This window comes from Rhizobacter sp. P5_A1 (genome assembly GCF_056400745.1).
In genome coordinates, this window is record NZ_JBFUKR010000048.1 from 1 (window position 1) to 17,832 (window position 17,832).

Annotated in this window: 15 protein-coding genes; 7 read left to right on the forward strand and 8 right to left on the reverse strand. The window is 70.8% G+C overall.

The annotated features are described in order from the left end of the window. Positions 1-523 precede the first annotated feature (523 nt). Together AC1DTW_RS27215 and AC1DTW_RS27220 are read left to right on the forward strand one after the other, a co-directional pair. Positions 524-3,817 (forward strand): efflux RND transporter permease subunit, encoded by a 3,294-nt coding sequence (locus AC1DTW_RS27215; protein ID WP_477985011.1) that lies wholly within the window; start codon positions 524-526, stop codon positions 3,815-3,817. Next, a complete protein-coding gene (locus tag AC1DTW_RS27220; protein WP_477985013.1) occupies positions 3,814-5,220 on the forward strand; it encodes an efflux transporter outer membrane subunit in 1,407 nt (468 codons plus the stop codon). Before AC1DTW_RS27215 ends, AC1DTW_RS27220 begins: the two co-directional genes overlap by 4 nt. 58 nt (positions 5,221-5,278) lie before the next feature. Here the strand turns inward: AC1DTW_RS27220 and AC1DTW_RS27225 are convergent, their stop codons facing one another. Continuing rightward, positions 5,279-6,262 (reverse strand): 2-dehydropantoate 2-reductase, encoded by a 984-nt coding sequence (locus tag AC1DTW_RS27225; protein WP_477985037.1) that lies wholly within the window; start codon positions 6,260-6,262, stop codon positions 5,279-5,281. 285 nt (positions 6,263-6,547) lie between these two features. Here AC1DTW_RS27225 and AC1DTW_RS27230 point away from each other — a divergent pair, with 285 nt between their 5' ends. From AC1DTW_RS27230 to AC1DTW_RS27250, 5 genes are all read left to right on the forward strand, one after another. After that, positions 6,548-8,221 (forward strand): long-chain-fatty-acid--CoA ligase, encoded by a 1,674-nt coding sequence (locus AC1DTW_RS27230; protein ID WP_477985015.1) that lies wholly within the window; start codon positions 6,548-6,550, stop codon positions 8,219-8,221. Positions 8,222-8,346: 125 nt separating this feature from the next. Beyond that, positions 8,347-8,820: a hypothetical protein gene (locus AC1DTW_RS27235; protein WP_477985017.1), complete on the forward strand. Its 474-nt coding sequence runs from the start codon at positions 8,347-8,349 to the stop codon at positions 8,818-8,820. 43 nt (positions 8,821-8,863) lie between these two features. After that, complete coding sequence (locus AC1DTW_RS27240) at positions 8,864-9,634, forward strand: 5'-methylthioadenosine/adenosylhomocysteine nucleosidase (protein ID WP_477985019.1); 771 nt, start codon at positions 8,864-8,866, stop codon at positions 9,632-9,634. After that, positions 9,631-10,131, forward strand: coding sequence for a hypothetical protein (locus tag AC1DTW_RS27245; RefSeq protein WP_477985021.1), 501 nt, complete (start codon positions 9,631-9,633; stop codon positions 10,129-10,131). The genes AC1DTW_RS27240 and AC1DTW_RS27245 overlap by 4 nt, the downstream gene beginning before the upstream one ends. 34 nt (positions 10,132-10,165) lie before the next feature. Beyond that, positions 10,166-10,888: a 16S rRNA (uracil(1498)-N(3))-methyltransferase gene (locus AC1DTW_RS27250; RefSeq protein WP_477985023.1), complete on the forward strand. Its 723-nt coding sequence runs from the start codon at positions 10,166-10,168 to the stop codon at positions 10,886-10,888. 15 nt (positions 10,889-10,903) lie between these two features. On the opposite strand, the gene AC1DTW_RS27255 is transcribed toward AC1DTW_RS27250, so the two are convergent. From AC1DTW_RS27255 to AC1DTW_RS27285, 7 genes are all read right to left on the reverse strand, one after another. Further along, positions 10,904-12,130: a THUMP domain-containing class I SAM-dependent RNA methyltransferase gene (locus AC1DTW_RS27255; protein ID WP_477985025.1), complete on the reverse strand. Its 1,227-nt coding sequence runs from the start codon at positions 12,128-12,130 to the stop codon at positions 10,904-10,906. Between the two features lie 115 nt (positions 12,131-12,245). Next, positions 12,246-13,811: an RNA polymerase factor sigma-54 gene (locus AC1DTW_RS27260; protein WP_477985027.1), complete on the reverse strand. Its 1,566-nt coding sequence runs from the start codon at positions 13,809-13,811 to the stop codon at positions 12,246-12,248. Between the two features lie 4 nt (positions 13,812-13,815). Then, positions 13,816-14,589, reverse strand: a complete 774-nt coding sequence (gene lptB, locus AC1DTW_RS27265) for an LPS export ABC transporter ATP-binding protein (RefSeq protein ID WP_477985039.1) — start codon at positions 14,587-14,589, stop codon at positions 13,816-13,818. Positions 14,590-14,591: 2 nt separating this feature from the next. Further along, positions 14,592-15,287 carry a lipopolysaccharide transport periplasmic protein LptA gene (lptA, locus tag AC1DTW_RS27270; RefSeq protein WP_477985029.1) on the reverse strand — a complete coding sequence of 232 codons (696 nt, stop codon included), beginning with the start codon at positions 15,285-15,287 and terminating at the stop codon, positions 14,592-14,594. 62 nt (positions 15,288-15,349) lie between these two features. After that, a complete protein-coding gene (locus AC1DTW_RS27275; protein WP_477985031.1) occupies positions 15,350-16,582 on the reverse strand; it encodes an NAD(P)H-dependent flavin oxidoreductase in 1,233 nt (410 codons plus the stop codon). A 117-nt stretch (positions 16,583-16,699) separates the two neighbouring features. After that, complete coding sequence (locus tag AC1DTW_RS27280) at positions 16,700-17,350, reverse strand: thiol:disulfide interchange protein DsbA/DsbL (RefSeq protein ID WP_477985033.1); 651 nt, start codon at positions 17,348-17,350, stop codon at positions 16,700-16,702. A 98-nt stretch (positions 17,351-17,448) separates the two neighbouring features. Beyond that, the coding region (locus AC1DTW_RS27285) for an SPOR domain-containing protein (RefSeq protein WP_477985035.1) at positions 17,449-17,832 on the reverse strand (384 nt) is incomplete at its 5' end.

The window sequence follows — 17,832 nt, forward strand, 5'->3', positions numbered from 1 at the left end:
ATGCTGCGCATCGACTCCGTTCCGGTGCTCGGTCCGAGGTCGCGCCGCCGAACTCGCTTCGTTCGCTGCGCTCACTGCGCTCAAACAGCCGCGGCGAGTCAGACCACGAAGCGCGCTGGCGCGCGCCGACCTCGGCCCTGTGCTCCTCACCGCCACAGAAATCGCCGCCAGCGGGTGCCGCCTGCCGCGAGTGCCACGGTTGGAGCCCTTCCCCAGGCACGCCACGACGGTTCTGCAAAGGCGCGTGCGGGCTGGGCGCGGCGCTTCGTGGGAGGCGCCGAGGAGCGGAGGGCTCGTGGCCGCGCGCGCAGCGCGCATCAACCACTGACTCGCCGCGGCTGTCTGAGCGGAGCGAACGAAGTGAGCGCAGCGAGTTCGGCGGCGGGCCGCGAGACCGAGCACCGCAGGGGAGTCGGCGCGCAGCGCCGACCGCCGAGGCGAAGCGCTGCGCCCAGCCCGCACGCGCCTTTGCCGCGCCGACGATCGCAGCGCCAGGCGAACGCGCAACAAGGGGATCGCCGAAGTGAACCTCTCGGCCCCCTTCGTCCGCCGCCCGATCGGCACGGTATTGCTGACCGTCGGCGTCGCGCTCGCCGGCATCGCGGGCTTCTTCGTGCTGCCGGTCTCGCCGCTGCCGCAGGTCGACTTTCCGGTGATCTCGGTCAGCGCGAACATCCCCGGTGCGAGCCCGGAGACGATGGCGACGAGTGTCGCGACGCCGCTGGAGCGGCGCCTCGGGTCGATCGCCGGCGTCAACGAGATCACCTCGTCGAGCGGCGTCGGCAGCGCGCGCGTGACGCTGCAGTTCGACCTGAGCCGCAACATCGACGGCGCCGCGCGCGAGGTGCAGGCCGCGATCAACGCGAGCCGCGTCGACCTGCCGTCGACGCTGCGCAGCAACCCGACCTACCGCAAGGCGAACCCCGCCGCGGCGCCGGTGATCATCCTTGCGCTGACCTCGAAGACGAAGACGCCGGGCCAGATCTACGACGCGGTGTCGAACATCATCAGCCAGCGCCTGTCGCAGGTCGACGGCGTCGGCGATGTCGAGATCGGCGGCGGCTCGCTGCCGGCGGTGCGCATCGAGCTGCTGCCGTTCGCGCTGAACAAGTACGGCATCAGCACCGAGGACGTGCGCGCCGCGATCCAGGCCGCGAATGCGAACCGGCCGAAAGGCATCGTGCAGGGCGACGGCCGCCGGCTGCAGATCTACACGCAGACGCCGGCGTTGAAGGCGAGCGACTACGCGCCGATGCTCGTCGCGTGGCGCAACGGGTCCGCGGTGCGGCTCGACGATGTCGCCGAAGTCGTCGACGGCGTCGAGGACACGCGCACGCTCGGCCTGTTCAACGGCGCACCGGCGATCATCGTGCTGATCACGCGCCAGCCGGCGGCGAACGTGATCGCGACCGTCGACGGCGTGCGCGCGCTGCTGCCCGAACTGCAGGCGCAGCTGCCGTCGGACGTGACGCTGAACGTGGCCTCGGACAGCACGAACTCGATCCGCAGCTCGCTGCGCGAGATCGAGCTGACGCTGATCATCTCGGTCGTGCTCGTCGTGCTCGTCGTCAGCGTGTTCCTGCGCAGCGTGCGCGCGACCGTCGTGCCGGCGGTCGCGACCGTCGTCGCGCTGCTCGGCACCTTCGGCGTGATGTACCTGTTCGGCTTCTCGCTGAACAACCTGAGCCTGATGGCACTGACGGTCGCGACCGGCTTCGTCGTCGACGACGCGATCGTCGTGCTCGAGAACACCAGCCGCCACATCGAGGCCGGCATGACGCGCATGCGCGCCGCGCTGCTCGGCGCGCGCGAGGTCGGCTTCACGGTGCTGTCGATCAGCGTCTCGCTGGTCGCGGTGTTCATCCCGCTGCTCTTCATGGGCGGGCAGACCGGGCGGCTGTTCCGCGAGTTCGCGGTGACACTGTCGGCCGCCGTGCTGATCTCGCTGGTGATCTCGCTGACGACCACGCCGATGATGTGCGCGTGGCTGCTGAAGCCGGGCGGGCAGGCCGAGAGGCCGCCGGGCAGATGGTGGGGTGGCCTGTCGCGCGGCGCCGAGCGCGGCTACGCGTGGGTGCTGAAGCGCTACGAGCACAGCCTGGACTGGGCACTCGCGAGCAAGGGGCTGGTGATGCTGATCCTGCTCGCGGTCGTCGCGCTGAACGTGTACCTGTTCTCAGCGGCGCCGAAGGGCTTTTTCCCGCAGCAGGACAGCGGCCAGCTGAACGGCGGCATGCGCGCCGACCAGAGCATCTCGACCAAGGAGATGGGCGCGAAGCTGCGCCAGGTCGTCGACATCGTGCACAACGACCCGGCGGTCGACACGGTCGTCGGCTTCACGGGCGGCGGCCGCGCCGGCGGCGGCTTCATGTTCGTCAACCTGAAGCCGCTCGGCAAGGGCCGCCACGAGAGCGGCAACGCGGTGATCGCGCGGCTGCGCCCGCAGCTCGCGCGCGTCACCGGCCTGCAGGTGTTCCTCGGCACCGTGCAGGACGTGCGCTCGGGCGGCCGCGCGAGCAGCTCGACCTACCAGTACACGCTGAAGAGCGACAACCTGAAGGACCTGCGCAGCTGGGCCTCGAAGCTGTCGGACGAGATGAAGCAGGCGCCCGAGCTGACCGACGTCGACACCGATCAGCAGGAGAACGGCGTGCAGACCAACGTCAAGGTCGACCGCGAGAGCGCGAGCCGGCTCGGCCTCACGTCGAGCGCGGTCGATGCGGCGCTGTACAACGCGTTCGGCCAGCGCCAGGTCGCGACGATCTACACCGAGCTGAACCAGTACCACGTCGTGATGGAGTGGGCGCCGCTGTACACGCGCAGCCCGGGTTCGCTGGCCGACATCTTCGTGCCCGCGACGCACACCGTCAGCAGCGGCGGGCAGGTCGTCGCGGCCGAGAACACCTCGGGCACCGGCACCGGCACCGGCACCGGCACGACGACGACCGGCACCTCGTCGACCACCGTCTCGCCGAACCCCGCACTGCGCAACGCCTCGACCGGCAACGTGCTCGCGAACACGCCGACGAGCCTGGTGCCGTTGTCGGCGGTCGCGAAGTTCGTCGAGGAGTCGGCCGCGACCTCGGTGAACCACCAGGACGGCGAACTCGCGACGACGGTCTCGTTCAACCTCGCCGAGGGCCGCACGCTGGCCGACGCGCGCGCCGCGATCGCGCAGGCCGAGGCCAACATCGGCATGCCGACCAACGTGCGCGGCGCGTTCGCCGGCACCGCCGCGAGCGCAACCGAGTCGCAGGGCCAGCAGACGCTGCTGATCGTCGCGGCGCTGGTCGTGATCTACATCGTGCTCGGCATCCTGTACGAGAGCCTGATCCACCCGATCACGGTGCTGTCGACGCTGCCGTCGGCCGGCGTCGGCGCGGTGCTCGCGCTGCTGATGTTCCGCATGGAGTTCTCGATCATCGCGTTGATCGGCGTGTTCCTGCTGATCGGCATCGTCAAGAAGAACGCGATCCTGATCATCGACTTCGCGCTCGACGCCGAGCGCGCCCGCGGCCTCACGTCGCTCGAAGCGGTGCGCGAGGCCTGCCTGCTGCGCTTTCGTCCGATCCTGATGACGACGCTGGCGGCGGCGCTCGGTGCGCTGCCGCTCGCGATCGGCTTCGGCGAAGGCTCCGAGCTGCGCCAGCCGCTCGGCGTCGCGATCATCGGCGGGCTGATCGCGAGCCAGCTGCTGACGCTGCTGACGACGCCGGTCGTCTACATGCTGCTCGACAAGCTGCGCCGGCGCGGCAAGGATGAGCGCCACCTGAGCCGGGGCCGCGACCCGACCGCCACACCCGCGGACGCCACATGAAAAAGAACCTGTTCGTGATCACGGTGCTCGCGCTGCTGTCCGCCTGCGCGGTCGGTCCCGACTACCAGCGGCCGAGCGCGGCTTCATCCGCGGCGTTCAAGGAGGCGCCGCAGGGCGAAGCCGGCTGGTTCCCCGCCGCGCCGGCCGACACGCTCGAGCGCGGTCCGTGGTGGGAGCTGTTCGGTGACGCCGAGCTGAACCGTCTCGTCGCGCAGGTCGAGGTCTCGAACCAGAACGTCGCGGCCGCGGTCGCGGCGTATGCGCAGGCACGCGCGCTCGTGGCGCAGCAGCGCGCGTCGCTGCTCCCGTCGGTTTCGCTCGACGCCAGCGCGAAGCGCAGCGGCGGCAACGGCGCGCTCGCGACCGGCAACACCTTGCAGGCCAGCCTCGGTGCGAGCTGGGAGCCCGACGTGTGGGGCGCGCTGCGGCGCGGTGTCGAGAGCGCGCAGGCGAGCGCGCAGGCGAGCGACGCCGATCTCGCGGCGGCGCGCCTGTCCGCGCAGGGCGAGCTCGCGACCGACTACTTCGCGCTGCGCGACGCCGACACCGAGCTCGACCTGTTGCGCCGCACCGTCGAGGGCTACGAGCGCGCCGCGACGATCACGCAGAACCGCTACAACGCCAGCATCGCGCCGCGTACCGACGTGCTGCAGGCGCAGACCCAGCTCGCGAACGCGCGCGCCGACCTGTCGAGCCTGACGAACCAGCGCGCGCAGCTGGAGCACGCGATCGCGGTGCTGATCGGCAAGGCGCCGGCCGAGTTCGCGCTGCCGCCGGCCGAATGGAACATGGCGGTGCCGGCGCTGCCGCTGGTCGTGCCGTCCGAGCTGCTGCAGCGCCGACCCGACATCGCCTCCGCCGAGCGCGCGGTCGCGGCGGCGAACGCGAACATCGGCATCCAGCGTTCGGCGTACTTCCCGAGCCTGGGCCTGAGCGCGTCGTACGGCAATGCCGCGAGCCGCGTCGGCGACCTGTTCAACGCGTCGACGAGCCTGTGGTCGCTGGGCCTGTCGGTCGCGCAGACGGTCTTCGATGCTGGCGCGACACGCGCCCGCGTCGAAGGCGCGCAGGCCGCACACGCCGCCGCGGTCGCACGCTACCGGCAGACGGTGCTGGCGGCGTTCCAGGCGGTCGAGAATCAGCTCTCGGCGTCACGCGCGCTGGCCGAGCAGGCGAGCCTGCGGCGTGCTGCATCCGAGGCCGCCGATCTGACCGAGCAGCAGCTGCTGAACCGCTACCAGGCCGGGCAGGTCAGCTACACCGACGTCGTCACCGCGCAAGCCTCGGCATTGAGCGCGCGCCGCACGCTGGCGCAGGTCGCTTCGAGCCGGCAGGCCGCGGCGATCGCGCTGATCCAGGCGCTGGGGGGCGGGTGGCACGCGCCCGAGTCCGTGGCGCGTTGATCGCGTCTTGAGCGCGATCGACAGCTTTTTCTTCAGTTAGCCCGGCACGCCACCGACATCAAACGCCTAACGCCGCCTTCATCGCGCGCGAATCGATCGGCTGCGGCCGCTGCGGCCAGGCCTGCACCAGCGCGAGCATGCGTGCATTGAGCGGTGCCGCGCGCCCTTGCGATTCGGCCAGGCGCACGACCTCGCCGCACAGCGCGTCGATCTCGGTCGTGCGGCCCTGCGCGAGGTCGTCGGCCATGCTCGAGCGCGCCTGCGGGTCGATGCGCAGCATGCGTGCGGCGATCAGCTTGAAGATCGGCGTCGGCAGGCGCAGCAGCGTCGGCACCCGATGCGGCGGCAGCGCGGCGACCTGCGCCGGCGCAATGCCCGCGCCTTGCAGCAGCGCGAGCGCTTCGCGTTGCAGCGCTGCGAGGCACTGGCGGTACCCGCGGTCCATCAGCTGTTCGCGCAGGGGCTTGCCCGACAGCGCGTTGACCGGGTTGTTCAGGTTCAGCAGCAGCTTGCCCCATTGCACCGCGCGCAGGTCGGCGTGCAGCTGCAGCGGCAGGCCGGCGCGTTCGAAGTCGGCGCGGCGGGCGCGCAGCGCGGGGTCGTCCTGCGCCGCGAGCGCGCCGGTCGTGCCGCGGTGGTAGCGGCCCGGCGCGAGCTCGGCGACGTTGTACGGCACCATGCCGGCGAGCCAGCGCAGGCTCGGCGCCGCCGCGTGGCCGACCGCGGCGTTCGACAGGCCGTTCTGCATCGAGACCACGGGCGTCCCGGGCGGCAGCGCGGCACCCAGCAGCGCCGCGGCCTCGGCGGTCGCGCCGCTCTTGACCGCGAGCAGCACCAGCGACGGCGCGAGGCCGGCCGGTACCTGCTCGTGCAGGCTCAGCGTGTCGGCCGGCAGGTGCTGGTGCCGGCCGTCGAGGTCGGTCAGCGTCAGGCCGTGGGCGCGCAGCGCCGCCAGCACGCGCGGCCGGCCGACGAACACGACCGGCATGTCCGCGGCCTGCAGGCAGCCGCCGAGGTAGCAGCCGATCGCGCCGGCGCCCATCACGAGGACCGGGCCCGTCACCACGCGTCCCGGTGGGCGCTGCGGGGCGTCGGCCCGGGGCGCTCGCGGTGGTTCTCGGCGCACGGCGCGAGCCGTTCGGTGATGTGGCGCATCGTGATCGTCTCCGGATTGAGTGCGGGTATGTTCGCTCGGAAGCGGCGGCGCGTGAACAAGGGGTTGCGCGGCCTCGAAGCGGGCGCCAAGGTCCACCGGAAGTATCGAAACACCCTAGGCGGCCAGCAAGGGGGGTCGGTCAGAATCGCTCGCTGTTTCTCGGAGTCCTGAATGGAAAAAACCTGGTTGAAGCAGTACCCCGCGGGCGTGCCGGCCAACATCGACGTCGAACAATACGGCTCGCTGGTGGCACTGTTGGACGAGAGCTTCAAGAAGTACGCCGGCCGCATGGCGTACAAGTTCATGGGCAAGTCCATCAGCTTCGCGCAGGTCGACGATGCCTCGCGCGCGCTCGCGGCGTACCTGCAGGCGCAGGGCCTCGAGAAGGGTGACCGCGTCGCGCTGATGATGCCGAACGTTCCGCAGTACCCGGTCGCGGTGGCCGCGGTGCTGCGCGCCGGCTACGTGGTCGTCAACGTGAACCCGCTGTACACGCCGCGCGAGCTCGAACACCAGCTGAAGGACTCGGGCGCGAAGCTGATCATCATGGTCGAGAACTTCGCGACCACGCTGCAGCAGGTGCTGCCGCAGGTGCCCACGAAGAAGATCGTCCTGACCGCGCTCGGCGACATGCTCGGCTTTCCGAAGTCGATGATCGTCAACTACGTGGTGCGCAAGGTGAAGAAGATGGTGCCGGCCTACGAGCTGCCGGGTGCCGTCGCGTTCAACGACGCGATCTCGCAGGGCCGCAGCCAGCCGTTCAGGCCGGCGAGCGTCGGCCCCGACGACATCGCGGTGCTGCAGTACACCGGCGGCACGACCGGTGTCAGCAAGGGCGCGGTGCTGCTGCATCGCAACCTGGTCGCCAACATCCTTCAGTCCGAGGCCTGGTACCAGCCGGCGCTGAAGAAGATCCCCGCCGGCCAGCAGATCGTGACGATCTGCGCGCTGCCGATCTATCACATCTTCGGCTTCAACACGAACATGATGCTGAGCGCCCGCATGGGCGGCGCGAACATCCTGATCGCGAACCCGCGCGACCTGCCGAACGTGTTCAAGGAGCTGAAGGGCGAGACCTTCCACAGCTTCCCGGCGGTCAACACGCTGTTCCAGGCGATGGCGAACCACCCCGATTTCGGCAGCGTCGACTGGAGCGGCCTCGTGATCTCGGTCGGCGGCGGCATGGCGGTGCAGAGTGCCACCGCGAAGCTCTGGCTCGAGAAGACCGGCTGCCCGATCGTCGAGGGCTACGGTCTCTCGGAGACCTCGCCGTCGGCCACCTGCAACCCGGTCGACAGCACCGCGTACAGCGGCAACATCGGCCTGCCGATGCCCAACACCGAGCTGACGCTGCTCGACGACGACGGCAACGAGGTGCCGCTGGGCACGCCGGGCGAGATCTGCATCCGCGGGCCGCAGGTGATGGCCGGCTACTGGCAGCGGCCCGACGAGACCAGCAAGGTCATGACCGCGGACGGCTTCTTCCGCACCGGCGACATCGGCGTCGTCGACGAACGTGGCTACTTCAGAATCGTCGATCGCAAGAAGGACATGATCCTGGTCAGCGGCTTCAACGTCTACCCGAACGAGGTCGAGGAGGTCGTCACGCAGATGCCGGGTGTGCTCGAGTGCGCGGCGGTCGGCATCCCCGATGCAAAGGCCGGCGAGGCCGTGAAGCTCGTGATCGTGCGCAGCAACCCGGGCGTGACCGACGCCGACGTGCGCGCCTACTGCGAGGCGAACCTGACCGGCTACAAGCGGCCGAAGCTGGTCGAGTTCCGCACCGAGCTGCCGAAGACCAACGTCGGCAAGATCCTGCGCCGCGAACTCAGAGACAAGGCGTGAGCACCGCGCTGCGGGGCTGCGGCGTGCGTTGTCTCACGGCGGCGGCGCATCGGTACTGATACATTCGGCGCTGTGCCGTCCGACCCGAAGCAGGTCGGGTGCGAGTCGTCAACGGGAACTTATCGGTGATCTGGGCCAAGACCGACGCGGGGCGAATCGAGATGCAGGCGCGCGCGCTCGTCAAGGAGCGCGCACAACGCAACCTGCTTCTCGTGATCGACGGCGTCAAGACCGAAGAAATGCTGCTGGCAAACCTGGCCGGCATCGGTGCCGACGACTTCGCCGCGCTGCAGTCCCTCGGGCTGATCGTGCCGGTGGCAGGCAGCGGCACGCGCAGCAGCACGTCGCCGGCGAACCGCGCCGCGGCCGCGGCGCCGGCCGAAGCCGCACCGCTCGACTACGCGCAGTTCACCGCGGCGCTGACCCAGATGATCTCGAAGGAACTCGGCCTGCGCGGCTTCGTGCTGACGCTCGCGGTCGAGAAGGCCGGCACGATCGAAGAGCTGCGCGCGGTCGCACAGCGCACGCTGGCGCAGATCGCCGAGCGCAAGGGCGAGGCGGTCGCCGCCGCGGCCCGGCGCACGCTGTACGGCAGCTGACCGCGCATCTCGCTCCCGGTTTTCTCGGGGCATTCCTGCCGCCATGTCGCTTCCCCCGGTCGCCATCGTCAGCGCGATGCACCAGGAGCTGCGCGCGCTGATGCCGTTGCTGCGCGAGCCGCTGTCGGTGCAGCTCGCGGGCCGTGACTTCCACCGCGGCCAGATCCACGGCCGGCCGGTCGTGCTGGCGCTCTCGGGCATCGGCAAGGTCGCCGCGGCGACGACCGCGGTGCTGCTGATGCACGAGTTCGACGTGGCTCAGCTCGTCTTCACCGGTGTCGCCGGCGGGCTGCGGCGCGGCGTGAAGATCGGCGACGTGGTCGTCGCGCGGCAGCTGCTGCAGCACGACATGGATGCCTCGCCGCTGTTCCCGCGCTTCGAGATCCCGCTGACCGGACGGTCGCGCTTCGAGAGCGACGCGGGCCTCGCGGACGCGCTCGCCGCCGCGGCGCAGCGCTGCCTCGACCGGGCCGACGTGCTGATCGGAACCCGGCACCTGACCGAGTTCGGCATCGACGCGGCACGGGTCCATCAGGGCCTGATCGTCAGCGGCGACCGCTTCGTCGCGAGCCAGGCGCAGGGCGACGAGTTGCGCGCGCTGCTGCCCGATGCGCTCGCGGTCGAGATGGAAGGCGCGGCCGTCGCGCAGGCCTGCGCCGATTTCAGCCGCCCGTTCGCGGTGCTGCGCACGATCTCGGACCGCGCCGACGACAGCGCGCACATCGACTTCACGCGCTTCATCGACGAGGTCGCGAGCGTCTACACGCGCGCGATCGTCGAAGACTGGCTGCAGCACGCTGCCGGGCACCCATGAGAGTGTTTCGGCTGACGTGGCGCGTGCTGCGCGCGCTGCTGCTCGCGCTCGCCGCACTCTGGTTCTTCCTCGAGGAGTTCGGCTGGCACCCGCTCGCGGCGTGGCTCGGCCGGCTGACGCGCTGGCCGCCATGGGCGCGGCTCGAGGCGCGCATCGCCAGTCTGCCGCCGCGCCCGGCGCTGCTGCTGTTTCTGCTGCCGGCGGGCGTGCTGCTGCCGGTGAAGCTGCTCGCGCTGCAGCTGATTCACGCCGGCGACCCGCTCGCGGGCCTGTCGGTGATCGTCGCAGCGAAGCTCGTCGGCACCGCCATCGGCGGACGCCTGTTCGTGCTGCTGCGGCCGCAGCTGATGCGCTTGCGGCACTTCGCGCGTGCGATGGCCTGGTGGCGCATCACGCGGCGCCGCGTGCGGCATGCGCTGCAGGCGTCGTCCGCATGGCGCGCGATGCGCAGTGCGGTGCGGCGCTGGCGCTTGCAGCTGCGCGGCCTGTTCCGCTGACGCGACCGGCGGATCGCTGAGGCACACTCGGCGCATGCCCCCACGCTTCTTCGTCGACCGGCCGCTGCATGCCGGTGAATCGTTCAGCCTGCCGGCCGGCCCGGCGCGCCATGTGCAGGTGCTGCGGCTGCAGCCGGGCGCTCCGATCACGCTGTTCAACGGCGCGGGTGGCGAGTGGGACGCGACGGTCCTGCAGATGGGTCGCAGCGATGTCAGCGTGCGGACGATCGCGCATGCGCCGGTCGAGCGCGAACTCGCGCTGCCGGTCACGCTCGCGCTCGGCATGCCGGCGAACGAACGCATGGACGGCCTGATCGAGAAGGCCACCGAACTCGGCGCGCACACGATCCAGCCGCTGCTGTGCGAGCGCTCGGTGCTGCGAGTGAACGGCGAACGCGCGCAAAAGAAGCTCGCGCACTGGCGGGGCATCGCGCTGGCCGCGTGCGAGCAGAGCGGGCGCACGCGCGTGCTGCAGGTGGCCGAGGTGCGCACGCTCGGCGAATGGCTTCGGGAGCTGCCCGCGGGCGGTGCGGCGCGCTGGCTGCTCGGCTTCAACGAGGCGCAGCCGATCGCGTCGCTCGCGCCACCGCGGGCCGGCATCGTCTCGCTCAGCGGGCCGGAAGGTGGCCTGGCGCCGGCCGAGGAAGCACTCGCGCGCGGCGCCGGCTTCGTGCCGGTCTCGCTCGGCGCGCGCGTGCTGCGCGCCGACACCGCGCCGCTCGCGCTGCTCGCGCACCTCGCGCTCGGTGCCGCCTGAGGCTGTCCGACGCTGTCAGCCCTTCCGCGCCGATCCGGCGACCAGGTCGAAGCGGAACAGCCGGCACTCGATCGGCCCGTTCCACATCGGCACGCGGCGCGATTCCTTCAGGCGCATCGCGCTCGGCAGTTTCATGTCGGGGCTGAGCACGTAAGCGGTCCAGCCGGCCGGGTGCCGCGTGTAGGCGCGCTTCCAGTGCGCGGCGAGGCGCGGGAAGAAGTCGCTCGGCGTGTCTCTGTCTTCAGCGGACGCGCGTGCCGCCTTGCCGCCGACCTCGATGCGCTCGCCGTACGGCGGGTTGATCATCAGCGTGCCGGGCAGACCGGCCGGCAGCTCCGGTGCCGGCCGCTCGAGCGCATCGCCGCCGTTGAACGTGATGGCGGCCTCGACCCCGGCGCGCTGCGCGTTGCGGCGCGCAAAGTCGACCATCCGGAACGACACGTCGCTCGCATAGATCGGCACGGCGCTCGCATGGATGCGCGCTTGCGCGTGGCTGCGCAGGCGTTGCAGCTCGGCGCGCTGGGCGTCGCCGGCGAAAGGCAGCAGGCGCTCGAACGCGAAGCGCCGCTTCAGCCCCGGCGCGATGCCGCAGGCGATCTGCGCGGCCTCGATCGCGATCGTGCCGGAGCCGCAGCACGGGTCGTGCAGCGCGCCGCCGTCGTCACGCGTGCCGCGCCAGCCGGCGGCGGCGAGCATCGCCGCGGCAAGCGTCTCCTTCAGCGGCGCGTCGCCCTTGTCCTCGCGCCAGCCGCGCTTGAACAGCGACTCGCCGGAGCTGTCGACATACAGCGTGGCCTCCTGTTCGCCGAGGTGCAGCACGATCTGCAGATCGGGATGGCGCGTGTCGACGCTCGGGCGCTCGCCGGTCGCGTCGCGCAGCAGGTCGCAGACGGCGTCCTTCACGCGCAGTGCCGCGAAGTTCAGGCTCTTCAACGGGCTGCGGTGCGCCGTCGTGTCGACGCGCAAGGTGTGCTGCGGCGTGATCCATTCGGTCCATGCGACGCTCAGCGCGAGCTCGTAGACATCGTTTTCGTCGCGGTACGAACCGTGCGCAACCTCGATCAGCACGCGCTGCGCCAGGCGGCTCTCGACGTTCAGCGTCATCACCTCGAGCGGATCGCCTTCGAGCGCGACACCGCCGCGTGCCTCGAACACGTGCGCCTTCGGCAGAATGCGTTGCACTTCGTCGGCGAGCAGCGTTTCGACGCCCGCGGCGCACGGCAGGAACAACGGCAAGCTCATGACAACCCCTCGCCCGCGGAGTACCGCGGTCGATCCCCCGAGGGGATGCGGCCCGGCGAGGGCCACGGAGGGGCCCCTTCGTGGCCCAAAGCGGCCCAGCGCTCGGTCCGCACGACTACATCGCCTTGCGCAGCTGCGTCGGCGCGATCTTCAGCGCGTCGCGGTATTTCGCGACGGTGCGCCGCGCGACCTGGATGCCCTGCTCGTCGAGCATCTGCGAGATCTGGCTGTCGGAGAGCGGCTTGGCCGGGTTCTCGGCCGCGACGATCTGCTTGATCAGCGCGCGCACCGCGGTGCTCGACGCATTGCCGCCGGCCTCGGTGTTCAACGACGAGCCGAAGAAGTACTTCAGCTCGAAGGTGCCGAACGGCGTGTTCATGTACTTCGCGGTCGTCACGCGCGAGATCGTCGATTCGTGCAGGCCGAGCTCGTCGGCGATCTCGCGCAGCACCAGCGGCTTCATCGCGATCGCGCCGTGCGTGAAGAAGTTCTTCTGGCGCTCGACGATCGCCTGCGAGACGCGCTGGATCGTGTCGAAGCGCTGCAGGATGTTCTTCATGAACCAGCGCGCTTCCTGCAGCCGCGAGTTCAGGCCGGCGCCGGCGCCGTTCAGCGCATCGGGCGCACTGCGCGAGCCGGGGCCGCGCTGCTGGCGGATCGCATTCGCGTAGAGGTCGTTGATGCGCAGCTTCGGCATCACGTCGGGGTTCAGCATGACCTTCCAGCCGCGGCCGGCCTTCTGCACGATCACGTCGGGGATGATGATGTTCGCCTCGGCGCGCGCGAACTGGCGCCCGGGCTTGGGCTCGAGCGCGACGATCAGGGTCTGCGCCTCGCGCAGCAGGTCTTCGTCGGCGCCGGTCACGGCGCACAGCTTCTTCAGGTCGCGCCGCGCGAGCAGCTCGAGGTGCTGCTTGCAGACGATGATCGCGATCGCCTGCGCCTCGCAGCGCCGCTGCGTGCGCAGCTGCAGGGTCAGGCACTCGCCGAGGTCGCGCGCGCCGACGCCGGTCGGCTCCATGCTCTGCAGGTAGCGCAGCGCGCACTGCAGGCGCTCGATCAGTTCGTCGCGCTCGCGCAGCGCGTCGTCTTCACCGGCGGTGAGCTGGGTCGCGATGTCTTCGAGCGTGTCGGCCAGGTAGCCGTCGTCGTTCAGCGACTCGATCAGCACCATCACCGCGGCCGCGTCGTCGGCCGTCAGCCGCAGGCTCGACAGCTGCTCGCGCAGGTGGTCCTGCAGGCTCGGGATCGCGGTGTCGCGGTCGGCGCCGTCGAAGTCGTCGCCGTCGGGGCTCGCGCTGCTCTTGCCGGGGGTTTCGCGGATGCCGTCGAAGTCTTCGCGTTCGGTGCCGTTCTCCCAGTCGTCGCGCTCGGTGCCGCCGAACTCGGCGGCGTCGAGCGGCGCGGCCGGCTCGTCGCCCCCGACGCCGTCGCTGCCGGTCTCGGCCGCGCGTTCGGTCTCGCGCTCGCCGACGCGCTCCGCCGGCGTCGTGCGCTCGACCAGCGGCTCGAACGCCGGGCTGCCGTCGTCGTCGGTCTCGAGGAAGGGGTTGCTCTCGAGCATCTGCTCGACTTCCTGGTGGAGCTCGAGCGTGGAGAGCTGCAGCAGCCGGATCGACTGCTGCAGCTGCGGCGTCAGCGCCAGGTGCTGCGAGAGGCGGAACTGCAATGTAGGTTTCATCGCCCTACATCCTGAAATGCTCGCCGAGGTAGACCTTGCGCACGTCGGCGTTGTCGACGATCTCGGTCGGCGTGCCCTCGGCGAGCACGTGTCCCTCGCTGATGATGTAGGCACGGTCGCAGATGCCGAGCGTCTCGCGCACGTTGTGGTCGGTGATCAGCACGCCGATGCCACGGTTCTTCAGGAAACTGATGATGCGCTGGATCTCGATGACCGCGATCGGGTCGACGCCGGCGAACGGTTCGTCGAGCAGGATGAAGCGCGGCTGCGTCGCGAGCGCACGCGCGATCTCGACGCGGCGCCGCTCGCCGCCCGACAGCGCCGGCGCCGGCGACGCGCGCAGCTTGTCGATCGAGAGGTCGTGCAGCAGCCCGCCGAGCAGTTCTTCGATCAGGGCCGGCTTCAGCGCCTTGCCGTGCTCGTCGATCTGCAGTTCGAGCACCGCGCGGATGTTCTCCTCGACCGTCAGCTTGCGGAAGATCGACGCCTCCTGCGGCAGGTACGACAGCCCGAGCCGTGAACGCTGGTGGATCGGCAGCCGCTCGACGCGCTTGCCCTCGATCGTGATCGCGCCGGCATCGGCCCGCACCAGCCCGACGATCATGTAGAAGCTCGTCGTCTTGCCGGCGCCATTCGGGCCCAGCAGGCCGACGACCTCACCGCTGCGCACCGCGAGGTGCACGTCCTTCACGACGGTGCGTGCACCGTACGACTTGCGCAGGCCGACCGCGTCGAGCCGGTGTGCGCGGCCTGCAGCGTCGTCCCTGGCGGCGACCAGGTTCACCGCTTGTCCTTCGGTGACGATGCCGCCGAGGCGGCGCCGAGCGCCGGGCTGAGCTTCAGCGGTGCCGACGCAGCAGCGGATGCCGCGGCGGCGGTCTCGGCGGCGGCCTCGCTGCCTTCGCGTGGCGAGAGGATCGCCGTCACGCGACCGCCGGGATTCGCAGGGGTCGGCTTCGCGCCGCCGGCGACGGTCGTCTTCTCGGTCGTCGCGTCGTAGCTGATCATGTTGCCGGTGATCTCGTCGGCCGGTATCGCGCCGCGCAGGCGCCGCCACACGGCGTTGTTGATGAACTTGACGACATCGGCGCGGCCGTCGTATTCGAGCCGCTCGGCCTCGCCTTCGATGTATTCGTCGACGCCGTCGCGCTTCTGGCGGAAGGTGGCCGGCTTGCTCGCGGCGCCGAACGCGACCGCGGTGTAATAGCCGCTGGGCAGCTGGCGCACCTCGACCTTCGCTGCGCGGATCACCATCGTGCCGCGACTGATCACGACGTTGCCGCTGTAGACGACGACCTGCTTCTGCAGATCGATCTGGCCGCTTTCGTCCGCGGCGATGTTGATCTTCTGCAGCCGGTCGGCGCGTTCGGCATGCGCCGGGGCGGCCATCGAAAGGCCCAGCGCGAGCGCGCCGAGCACCTGCGACCAGCGGGTGCGCGATTCGGCGCGGGCTCGGGGGAATGTCGTGTGGGTCATAAGGGCATGAAACTTGCAGGCAATTCTAGCCCACGGCGTTCCATGCCGGCCGCGCCAATCGGTCAGGCCGTCGCGTCGGCCGGAGCCTTCAGAAGGTGTCGCAGCAGCGCGTCGACGCTGCGGATCTCGGCGCCGAACGGCAGTGCCCCGACGCCCCGAAAGAACAGCCCCTTCTTCACGTCGCCGCGCAGCGCGGCAGCCAGCTGCGTGTCGATGCAGAACTGGCCCCAGGTCTCGAGCCCGTCGCGCAGGCCGCATTGTGCGAGGCAATCGAAGGCGAGCGTGCAGCGGGGCTTCTCGTGCGCGTGGCGTTGCAGTGTCGCTTCCGCTTTCAGGTAGTTCCTGAGCCACGGTGTCGCGACCGCGCGCGCCGGCAAGCCGGCGACGCTCGTGAATTCGACCAGGTCATCCTCGCGGGCGCGCGCCAGCACATGCTTGAACTCGATGTTCGCATCGCACTCCTCGGTGACGGCGAACGGAGTACCGAGCTGCACCGCGGCCGCGCCCAGCGACTGCAGCCGCGCGATGTCGTCGAAGCAGCGCACGCCGCCGGCGGCGATCACGGGGATCTCCTTCTCGACCCCGAACCCGCGCAGGAACGCCAGCACCTGCGGAATCACGGTCTCGAACGCGAAGCGCGGGTCGTGAAGGTCGCCGATCCGCGCGGCGCCGAGATGGCCACCGGCGAGCCCGGGATGCTCGATGACGATCGCATCGGGCAGGCGCTTCTTGCGCTCCCACTTGCGCACCAGCAGCTGCACGCCGCGCGCATCGGACAGGATCGGCACCAGCAGCGCGTTCGGATGGTCGCTCGCGAGCTCGGGCAGATCGAGCGGCAGCCCGGCGCCGACGACGACCGCATCGATGCCGCACTCGAGCGCGCGCGTCACCGACGGCGCGTATTCGCTGACCGCGCGCATCACGTTGATCGCGAGCAGGCCCCGGCCACCGGACAGTTCGCGGGCCGCGCCGATCTCGCGTTCGAGTGCGACGAGGTTGGCGGCGTCGATCTCGGTCTTGGCAGTCGCGGTGGCCGACCTGCCCGCCGACAGGTGCTGCGTCCGTGCCATCAGGTCGGGGTGATGCCGGCGCAGGTCGACCGACGAGATCGTGCCGAGCGCGCCGAGCCGCGCGACACTGCCGGCCAGGCGATGGGCCGAGACGCCGACCCCCATGCCGCCTTGCACGATCGGCAGCAGCGTCTTGTCGCGCAGGCGCAGGGGCGTCAGGCCGTGGGTGGCGAGCGCGGCTCGGAGGGTGTCGGCGGTCGCGACGGGATCGTGGATGGCGGTCATGCGAAGCGGCGGTCGGGCGACCACCGCGCGGGGTTGAGACCGCTGCACCATACGGACGAACGTGGGTCGGGCGCTTGACGCCCGTCAACGCGGCGCGCTTTTGTCGCCCGCGCGGCCCTAGCCGGGCTTGCGCAGCCGCTGCAGCAGGAAGTCGGCCACGCCCAGCGCGCGCTCGTTGTCGCCGGCCAGCGTGCCGGAAGTGAAGAAGCGACCATGCACGCCGAGCGCCGGCACGCCGTCGATCTTGTAGCCGTCGACGAGCTGGTTCGCCTGCTTCAGCTTGGCCTGCGTGCCGAACGAGCCGTAGGCTTCGACGAGCTGCGCGGCATCGATGCCGTTCTTCGTCGCGAAGGCCGAGACCTCGGCGGCGCTGTCGAGCCGCTGGCGCTCGCCGTGGATCGCGTAGAACACCTTGCGCTGCATCGTCGCGACCAGGCCCAGCGCATCGAGCGCGTAGAACAGGCGCTGGTGCGCGCTGTAGGGCTCGGCGCGAAATGCGACCGGCACGCGCCGGAACGCGACATCGGCCGGCAGCCGCTTGACCCAGGCCTCGAGCACCGGCTCGAATGCGGCGCAGTGCGGGCAGCCGTACCAGAAGAACTCGATCACCTCGAACCTGCCGGGCTCGGCGCCGACCGGCACCGGCTGGCTCAGCCGGATGTAGTGACGTCCCTCGATCGGGCCGCCCTGGGCCGTGGCGGCGCCCGGCATCGCGAGCGCCGCGGCGCCGGCGCCGAGCAGAGTGGTCGAGAACTGGCGTCGTTTCATGAGGGGGACCGGTGGCGGCCTCGAGTGAGCGGGTCAGACAGAGTCGGTTTCATCGAGCAAAGTTCAGGCCCGCGGTGCTCGCGGGTGCCTCCCGCGCGCTAACGCTGCACGCGCACCAGCGCGGCCTCGATGCCCGCGCTCGCGAGCTTTTCTTTCGCCGCCTCGGCATCGCCCCGCTTGTCGAACGGGCCGATGCGCACGCGGTAGACGACGCGGCCGCCCTGGTCGCGCTCGCTCACCTTGCCTTCGAGCCCGAGCATCGCGAGCTTGGCGCGCTGCTGTTCGGCGTCTTCGGTGCGGCCGTAGGCGCCGGCCTGGACCAGGTAGCTGAAGGGGTCCGCGCCGGCACCCGATGCGCTCGCAGTGATCTTCGGCGCGGGCTTGTCGGCCAGGATCGCGGCCGGGTCGCGTGCGCCGCCCGGTGCCGAAGCGCGCGGCAGCGCCGGCGCTGGCGCTGGCGGCGTCACGCTGCCGGTCACGGC

Coding starts and splice junctions, on each gene's coding strand:
- AC1DTW_RS27220 (WP_477985013.1), top strand. CDS start 3,814: ATGAAAAAGAACCTGTTCGTGATCACGGTGCTCGCGCTGCTGTCCGCC.
- AC1DTW_RS27225 (WP_477985037.1), bottom strand. CDS start 6,262: ATGGGCGCCGGCGCGATCGGCTGCTACCTCGGCGGCTGCCTGCAGGCC.
- AC1DTW_RS27230 (WP_477985015.1), top strand. CDS start 6,548: ATGGAAAAAACCTGGTTGAAGCAGTACCCCGCGGGCGTGCCGGCCAAC.
- AC1DTW_RS27240 (WP_477985019.1), top strand. CDS start 8,864: ATGTCGCTTCCCCCGGTCGCCATCGTCAGCGCGATGCACCAGGAGCTG.
- AC1DTW_RS27245 (WP_477985021.1), top strand. CDS start 9,631: ATGAGAGTGTTTCGGCTGACGTGGCGCGTGCTGCGCGCGCTGCTGCTC.
- AC1DTW_RS27250 (WP_477985023.1), top strand. CDS start 10,166: ATGCCCCCACGCTTCTTCGTCGACCGGCCGCTGCATGCCGGTGAATCG.
- AC1DTW_RS27255 (WP_477985025.1), bottom strand. CDS start 12,130: ATGAGCTTGCCGTTGTTCCTGCCGTGCGCCGCGGGCGTCGAAACGCTG.
- AC1DTW_RS27260 (WP_477985027.1), bottom strand. CDS start 13,811: ATGAAACCTACATTGCAGTTCCGCCTCTCGCAGCACCTGGCGCTGACG.
- lptA (WP_477985029.1), bottom strand. CDS start 15,287: ATGACCCACACGACATTCCCCCGAGCCCGCGCCGAATCGCGCACCCGC.
- AC1DTW_RS27275 (WP_477985031.1), bottom strand. CDS start 16,582: ATGACCGCCATCCACGATCCCGTCGCGACCGCCGACACCCTCCGAGCC.
- AC1DTW_RS27280 (WP_477985033.1), bottom strand. CDS start 17,350: ATGAAACGACGCCAGTTCTCGACCACTCTGCTCGGCGCCGGCGCCGCG.